At 77.3% G+C, this 7,330-nt stretch carries 9 protein-coding genes; 1 reads left to right on the top strand and 8 read right to left on the bottom strand.

Going from position 1 to position 7,330, the window contains the following annotated elements; translation table 11 throughout:
• On the bottom strand, positions 1 to 204 hold a 204-nt coding region (gene rpsB, locus AC0CYZ_RS01550; protein ID WP_472211525.1), incomplete at its 3' end, for a 30S ribosomal protein S2.
• A gap of 535 nt (positions 205 to 739) precedes the next feature.
• Here rpsB and AC0CYZ_RS01545 point away from each other — a divergent pair.
• Positions 740 to 1,342 carry a M23 family metallopeptidase gene (locus tag AC0CYZ_RS01545; protein ID WP_472211523.1) on the top strand — a complete coding sequence of 201 codons (603 nt, stop codon included), beginning with the start codon at positions 740 to 742 and terminating at the stop codon, positions 1,340 to 1,342.
• Here AC0CYZ_RS01545 and AC0CYZ_RS01540 read toward each other — a convergent pair.
• From AC0CYZ_RS01540 to AC0CYZ_RS01510, 7 genes are all read right to left on the bottom strand, one after another.
• Positions 1,339 to 1,713: a glyoxalase superfamily protein gene (locus AC0CYZ_RS01540; protein WP_472211521.1), complete on the bottom strand. Its 375-nt coding sequence runs from the start codon at positions 1,711 to 1,713 to the stop codon at positions 1,339 to 1,341. The two genes, AC0CYZ_RS01545 and AC0CYZ_RS01540, sit on opposite strands and share 4 nt — an antisense overlap.
• 5 nt (positions 1,714 to 1,718) lie before the next feature.
• A complete protein-coding gene (locus AC0CYZ_RS01535; RefSeq protein WP_472211518.1) occupies positions 1,719 to 2,714 on the bottom strand; it encodes a FliA/WhiG family RNA polymerase sigma factor in 996 nt (331 codons plus the stop codon).
• On the bottom strand, positions 2,689 to 3,633 hold the full coding sequence (locus AC0CYZ_RS01530) for a tyrosine-type recombinase/integrase (RefSeq protein WP_472211515.1): 945 nt from the start codon (positions 3,631 to 3,633) through the stop codon (positions 2,689 to 2,691). Before AC0CYZ_RS01530 ends, AC0CYZ_RS01535 begins: the two co-directional genes overlap by 26 nt.
• Before the next feature lie 284 nt (positions 3,634 to 3,917).
• Entirely contained in the window at positions 3,918 to 5,093 is a 1,176-nt protein-coding gene (gene dprA, locus AC0CYZ_RS01525; RefSeq protein WP_472211512.1) for a DNA-processing protein DprA, read from the bottom strand.
• Positions 5,090 to 6,607, bottom strand: coding sequence for a YifB family Mg chelatase-like AAA ATPase (locus AC0CYZ_RS01520; RefSeq protein WP_472211509.1), 1,518 nt, complete (start codon positions 6,605 to 6,607; stop codon positions 5,090 to 5,092). The genes dprA and AC0CYZ_RS01520 overlap by 4 nt, the downstream gene beginning before the upstream one ends.
• Positions 6,607 to 7,020 (bottom strand): YraN family protein, encoded by a 414-nt coding sequence (locus AC0CYZ_RS01515; RefSeq protein ID WP_472211505.1) that lies wholly within the window; start codon positions 7,018 to 7,020, stop codon positions 6,607 to 6,609. Before AC0CYZ_RS01515 ends, AC0CYZ_RS01520 begins: the two co-directional genes overlap by 1 nt.
• 173 nt (positions 7,021 to 7,193) lie before the next feature.
• Positions 7,194 to 7,330: DUF2469 family protein (locus AC0CYZ_RS01510; RefSeq protein WP_472211528.1), on the bottom strand; the 137-nt coding region annotated here is incomplete at its 5' end.

Raw genomic sequence — 7,330 nt, 5'->3', positions numbered from 1 at the left:
GAGGACGGTGCCGCCGTGGGCGACCGTCTGCTTCACGAAGTCGTAGGCGCGGTCCACGTAGGACAGCGTCTGCTGCAGGTCGATGATGTAGATGCCGTTGCGCTCGGTGAAGATGAAGCGACGCATCTTGGGGTTCCAGCGGCGGGTCTGGTGTCCGAAGTGGACACCGGAGTCCAGCAGCTGTCGCATGGTGACGACGGCCATGGTGGTCGTGCTACCTCTGTCTCTCGGGTCAGGCCCGGCGGGCGGGCCTGCTGCGGTTGTCGCGCCGGACCGGTCGGGCCGGCGCCCCTGGTGTCCCGATCGCGGCCGACCCCGGGTCCATGGGTACGGACTCGAGACCGCCCGGCCGCGAGAGGTGGCGCGCACGGGGCAGCGGGACTGCTGTGCGGGCTCGTCGGGGCACGCGAAGTCGACCCGCCTGGGGCGGGCCGCTGACACGAAGTGTACGCGGGCCCCCTGACGGCCTCCGACCGGCTCGTGGCCTCGCCCGCCGCCGGTCGCCCGGCCCGGGGGGAGGTGGTCGCCCGGCCCCGCGAGGGGCACCTCACGCAGGTTCTGCGCGGTCCCGGCCTGCCCCACGTGCCCCTGATCGCACGCGGCCGCCCGGACCCGTGCCGCCACGCCCGCGACGGGCACACCATGCAGGTCCGGCCTCCCGCGGACCTGCGCCGTGTGCCCCTCGACGGGCGATCCGGCGGGCACGGAGCCGCAGCGCGCCCGCGCGCGTCCCACCCCCGTGACCACTCCCGCGCCGACCCGCCGGCGGCGCCCCCGCGCTCGCCGCGCCCTCGTCGCCCTGCTGGCCGCGCTGCTCCTCGGGCCCTCGACGACGGCCGCCGCCGACCCCGCCGAGGTCCCCGTCCCGACGATCACCGCGGGCGGCTTCGGATGGCCGCTGGCCGGCCTCGACGGCACGGGGCCACCGGGCGGGGGCGACGACGGCCGGGTGGCCCGGCGCTTCCTCCCGCCGCCGGACCCGTACGGGCGGGGGCACCGCGGGGTGGACCTGGTGGGGCGTCCGGGCACCCCGGTGCTCGCGGCCGGCCACGGCGTCGTGGCCCAGGCCGGGACGCTGGCCGGGCGGGGTGTGGTGTCGGTCGTGCACCCCGGCGGCCTGCGGACCACCTACGAGCCGGTGCGGGCGGCCGTCGTCGTCGGGACCCCGGTCGCCCGCGGCGCCGTCCTCGGGACACTCGACGCCGGGCATCCCGGGTGCCCGGCGGCCGCCTGCCTGCACTGGGGGCTGCGGTGGCGGACCGCCCCCGACGAGCGGCGCGAGCAGTACCTCGACCCGCTGCTCCTCGTGGGGCTGGGGCGCACGCGGCTGTGGCCGAGCTAGGACCGTTCGTCGAGGACGATGCGGTTGGCGAACGGGTCGAGCAGCGTCAGCGACACCCCGCCGTCGCTGCCCGGGCTGTGCTCCAGGCCCGGGCGCAGGAAGGGGTAGTCCTTCGCGGTGAGCTCGGCGTGCAGCTCCCGGACCCCGGTGGCGGCCACCCAGACCCCGGCCCCGGGCGAGCCGTCACCGTGGTGTTCCGAGAGGTGCAGCACCAGCTCACCCCGGGACACCTGGGTGTACGTCGGCCCGTCCTGCCCGGTCGTGTGGCTCCAGTCGACCGTGCAGCCGAGGTACCCCACGTAGAACTCGTGTGCCCGTGCCCGGTCGAAGATCCGCAGGATGGGGACGACCCGACCGGCCGCGAACGCCACCGCCGTCAGTCCTCGTGCGCCTCGGCCAACCGCGCCCGCAGCCGCAGCACTGCACGGGTGTGCAGCTGGCAGACCCGCGACTCGGTCACCCCGAGCACCTTGCCGATCTCGGCGAGCGTGAGGTTCTCGAAGTAGTACAGACCGACGATGGTGCGGTCGCGCTCGACGAGCCCCTGGATGGCCTCGGCGAGCTGGCGGCGGGTCTCGCGCGACTCCATCGCCGTCACGGGGTCCTCGGCGGCCACGTCGGGCAGCGAGTCGGCGAGCGAGGGCGCCGTGCCCCCCGGCCCGGCGGCGTGCGAGCGCCCGGCCGCGACGAGCTCGTCGAGCGCCGCGACGCTGGTCAACGCGATCTGGCCGAACGTGGAGCGCAGGTCGGCGGTCTCCATGCCCAGCTCCCCGGCGAGCTCGCCGTCGCTGCACGAGCGCTGCTGACGGGTCTCGAGGCGCTCGATGGCGCGCTCGATCTCCCGGGCGCGGGAGCGCACCGAGCGCGGCACCCAGTCCTGGGAGCGCAGCTCGTCGAGGATCGCGCCGCGGATGCGCTGCATCGCGTAGACCTCGAACTTGCGGCCGCGGTCGGGCTCGAACCGCTCGATCGCGTCGACGAGCCCGAAGATGCCGCACTGCACGAGGTCGGCCACGTCGACGTGCGACGGGAGCCCGGTCCCGACCCGGCCGGCCACGTACTTGACCAGCGGGGCGTAGTGCAGCACGAGCCGGTCGCGGACCATCCGGTCGTGCGGCGCCTCGGCGTAGGCATCCCACATCTCGGCGATGCCGGCCTCGACGATGGCTTCCTCGTCGGCGAGGGAGCCGTCCTCGGTGGTGACGGGCCGGATCGTCGTGGGGCGGGCGCGCACCGCGGTCCCCCGACCGGGTCGGGGCGCGGTGAAGACGGAGTTCCCGGGCAGGGCGGGCAGGGAGCGCACGACCGCGGCGGTGGCCGACTCGCGACCCACCGGCCGCTGCGGCTCAGGCGCGGGGGTGGGCGGAGTCATGAACGGCCCTCAGACGGTCGGCGGTGACGTGGGTGTAGAGCTGGGTCGTCGCCGGCGAGGCGTGTCCCAACAGCTCCTGGACGCTTCTCAGGTCCGCTCCCCCCTCGAGCAGGTGCGTCGCGGCGGAGTGCCGCAACCCGTGCGGTGCGATGTCCGGTGCCCCGGGGACCGACCGTGCCGCGTCGTGGACGACGGTGCGGGCGATCCTCGGGTCGAGGCGCCCACCGCGGGCGCCGAGCAGCAGCGCGGGCGGAGAGCCCGCGACGGCGAGGTGGGGCCGCCCGTGGGCGCGCCAGGCGTCGAGCGCGGCGGCGGCCGGGGCCCCGTAGACGACGGTGCGCTCCTTGGCGCCCTTGCCGAGCACCCGCAGCGTGCGCCGGCCGTCGTCGACGTCGTCGACGTCGAGCCCGCAGAGCTCCGAGACGCGGATCCCGGTGGCGTAGAGCAGCTCGAGCAGCAGGTGGTCGCGCAGGGCCACCGGGTCGAGCTGGGCGGCGCCGAGCGCGGCGTTGTCCAGGGCCGCGGCGGCCTGGTCGGCGCGCAGCACCGCCGGGAGCCGGTGGTGCGCGCGGGGCGAGGCGAGGCGGGCCCCGGGGTCGGTCGCGACCCGTCCGGTGCGTGTCGCCCAGGCGGTGAAGGACCGGGCGGCCGCGGCGCGGCGGGCCACCGTGGTGCGTCGGGCCGGACGGCGCCCGGCGTCGCCGCCGGCGGCCAGCCACGACCGCAGGGCGGCCAGGTCGAGGTCCGCGAGCGTGGTCGCCCGGTCGGTCCTCCCGCGGCGCAGGCCCCGGGAGACCAGGTGCCGCAGCGCCGCGGTGACGTCACCGGTGTAGCCGCGCACGGTGTGCTCGGACAGTCCGCGCTCCAGACGCAGGTGCACGGCGAAGTCCCCGACCGCCCGGGCCAGACCCTCGGGCAACTCGACCTCGGTACCACCGGAGATCCCGCTCGTCGCTCTGTGTGAGGACGTCGACGGCTCACCGAGGGGCCGGTCGGTCCCGTCCACGGGGCTCCCGGTGCGCGGCGAACCGGTCGCCGCGTCGGTGCCCTGAGAGGGGAATCTGCCGGTCATCGCGATCGAGAGTCCAAGGCACGGCGGTGGGCGTCAAGGATCGCCACGCTCGCGTCGGTGACCGCGCCGCCCTGTCGGGCAACGGTCGTCGTGGTCGCGCTGTGCAACCGCTCGTCGCACGGGCGGGAGCGTCAGACGGGCCGGCACCACCCCCGGTCACCGTCGGGGACGACGAGTCCCGCGGCGGCGAGCTCGTCGAGCGCCGCGGGCACCCTGCGCGGGTCGACCCCGGACTCGCGAGCGAGGGCGCTGGCGGTCGTCGCGACGTGCCCGCGCAGCGCGCCGTGGACGCGGGCGGCCGGGGTGGACAGCCCGTCGAGCGGCCGGGCCGGCCGGGGCGGGGCCTCGGTGAGGGTCCCGACGGGCCCGATGTCCGCCAGCACGTCGGCGACGGACCCGACCACCCCCGCCCACGGCTGGCGGGCCAGCTGGTGGCTGCCGACCGAGAGCGCGGAGGTGACCGGGCCCGGCACCGCCATGACCACCCGCCCGAGCTCCCGCGCCGCGGCCGCGGTGCGGGCGGCACCGCTGCGCACGCCCGCCTCGACCACGAGGGTGCCGGTGGCCAGCGCCGCGATCAGGCGGTTGCGCACCAGGAACCGGTGCCGGGCCGGGATCGCGCCGACGGGGTACTCGCTGACGACCGCGCCCCGCGCCGAGATCGACTCCAGCAGCCGGGCGTGCGCGGCCGGGTACGCCCGCTCGATCCCGCAGGCCAGCACCGCGACCGTCGCGCCGCCGACCGCGAGGCACCCGCGGTGGGCCTCGCCGTCCACCCCGTGCGCCGCCCCGGAGACCACGGCCAGGCCCTCCTCCGCCAGCGAGGCCGACCAGTCGCGGGCGACCCAGCGGCCGTACCCGGTGGCGGCCCGGGAGCCCACCACCGCGACGCTGCGGTGCGCGCCGTCGGCCTGCTCGGCCAGCGACCCGGGCCCGCGGACCCACAGTCCGAGCGGGGCCACCCAGTCGGGGCTCCCCTGCAGGTCGGGGCGCCCGAAGGCCGCGAACGCGACCGCGGGCCACCCGGGGTCCTCGGGCACCAGTAGACGCCCGCCGAGGGCGCGCGCCGCCTCGAGGTCGGCCGCCGCGCGGTCGATGCCGCGTCGCCCGGCCACCTCGGACTCGACGTGGCGTCCGAGATCGGCACCGCCGCGGACCCGCTCGGCGGTCTCCACGGGCCCGAGGAGGGCCACGAGATGGCCCAGCCGCGGCGCGGGGGGCTCGGCGACGCGCATCAGGTACGCCCGGGCCCGCAGGACCTCCTCGTCGACGTCCGGCAGGGTCCCGACCTGCGCCCCGGCGGTCACACCGCCGCCCTCCGGTGCTTGAGCGCCAGCGCGGCGTGGACCTCCTCGGCCCCCGGCCGGTCGCCGCGACGCAGGTCGCACAACGTCCAGGCCACGCGCAAGCACCGATCGAGTCCTCGCGCCGTGAGGACTCCGTGGCGCAGCATCTGGTCGAGCTCGGCGGCGGCGTCGGGAGGCAGCGGCGCGTGGCGGCGCAGGGCCGGTCCGGGGACCTCGGCGTTGCTGCGCCAGCCCCGGGACCGCCACCGCTCCCGCGCCCGCCGGCGCGCGGCGAGCACGCGGGCCCGCACGGTCGCGGTGTCCTCGGGCACCTCGTCGGGGCCGCGGTCGAGCGAGGTCACCGGTTCGAGGTGGACCCGCAGGTCGACGCGGTCGAGCATCGGCCCGGAGAGCCGGCCCTCGTAGCGGCGCAGCACCTGCGGCGGGCAGTCGCAGTCCGCCGGGCGCGGCGGGGCGCAGGGGCAGGGGTTCGCGGCCATGACCAGCTGGAAGCGCGCCGGGTAGCGCACGACGCCGTCCTTGCGGGCCAGGCGCACCTCGCCCTCCTCGAGCGGCGTCCGCAGGCAGTCGAGCAGGTGGGGCCCGAACTCGTAGACCTCGTCGAGGAACAGCACCCCGCGGTGGGCCATCGACACCGCTCCGGGACGCGCCAGCCCCGAGCCGCCCCCGACGAGCGCGGCCGCCGACACCCCGTGGTGCGGGGCGACGAAGGGCGGTGTCACGGGCAGCTCCTCGTCGGGCGGGAGTGCCCCGGCCAGCGAGCGCACCGCGGCCACCTCCATCGCCTCCTCGACGCCGAGGTCGGGCAGCAGGCCGGTGAGCCGGCGGGCGAGCATCGTCTTGCCGGATCCGGGCGGGCCGACGAAGAGCAGGTGGTGCCCGCCCGCGGCCGCCACTTCGATCGCGTGGCGGGCGACCTCCTGGCCGACCACGTCGGCGAGGTCGTCCACGTCGGGCCGGGACCGGGCCCGGGGGCGGGCCGCCGGCGTCACGAGCTCGGCCTCGCCGCGCAGCCACGCGAGGATCTCGGTGAGATGGGCGGCCCCGAACAGCTCGATGCCGTCGACGAGGGCGGCCTCGTCGAGGGCCCCGACCGGCACGACGGCGCGCGGGACACCGGCCCGCCGGGCCGCCATGACGCACGGCAGCATCCCGCGCACGTCGCGCACCCGGCCGTCGAGGGCGAGCTCGCCGAGCAGGACGACGCCCTCGAGGGCGCTCGGGCGCAGTCGGCCGTCGGCGGCGAGGACCCCGCAGGCCAGCGCGACGTCGTAGCTCGACCCCTGCTTGGGCAGCGTCGCCGGCGAGAGCGCCAGGGTGATCTTGCGCTTCGGCCAGTCCTGCCCGGAGTTCACGACGGCGGCGCGGACCCGGTCGCGGGCCTCGGCGAGGGCCGCGTCGGGCAGCCCGACGAGCGAGAGCCCCGGCAGCCCGGGGCCGATGTCGGCCTCGATCTCCACCAGGTCGCCGTCGACGCCGTGCAGACCGATCGACCAGGCGCGGGCGAGGCCCATCAGAAGGCCCCCTCGTAGTGCTCGACCTGCGGGGCGCGGCCGGGCACGAGCAGCACGGCGACGACGTCGAAGCGGACCTCGACCCACCGGGCCCGCGACTCCGCCAGCCACTGGTGGGCCAGCCGCCGGATCCGCGCCGCCTTCGACCGCGTGACCGCCTCGACGGGCAGGCCGTAGCCGACCCCGGAGCGGGTCTTGACCTCGCAGACCACGAGGCGGTGCCCGTCGGTCGCGACGACGTCGAGCTCGCCGTCGCGGCGGCGCCAGTTCCGGGCCAGGACCACCAGGCCGCGGGCCACGAGGTGCTCGACCGCGAGCCGTTCGCCCTCCCGCCCCAGCTCGTCCTTCGCCCGCGCGGCCGGCGACGCGCCGCCGCCGGTCCCCGCCGCCCGATCCGTCCCGCTGCCCGCCACCGCGCCGCCTCCCGTCGTCGGGCGGTGGAGACCGCCCGGAGATCACCGTGGCGGCACGGGCACGGGATCCGGGAGGGCCGGCGACGGGCCTGGGGACAACCGGGTCCCGCTGACGGGGGTGGGGACGTAGCGCTACGCCGCCCGCCGGGACGGCTGTGGCGGACGGGCGCGGCTCAGCCGCCGAACGGCCCGTCCTCGAGGCGCAGGTCCGGCTTCTCGAGCTCCTCGACGTTGACGTCCTTGAACGTCACCACGCGGACGTTCTTGACGAAGCGCGCGGGCCGGTACATGTCCCAGACCCAGGCGTCGG

Source organism: Actinomycetospora sp. (assembly GCF_055612215.1).
The sequence above is the reverse complement of the archived record's forward strand: the minus strand, read 5'-3'. Positions and strand labels throughout refer to the sequence as shown.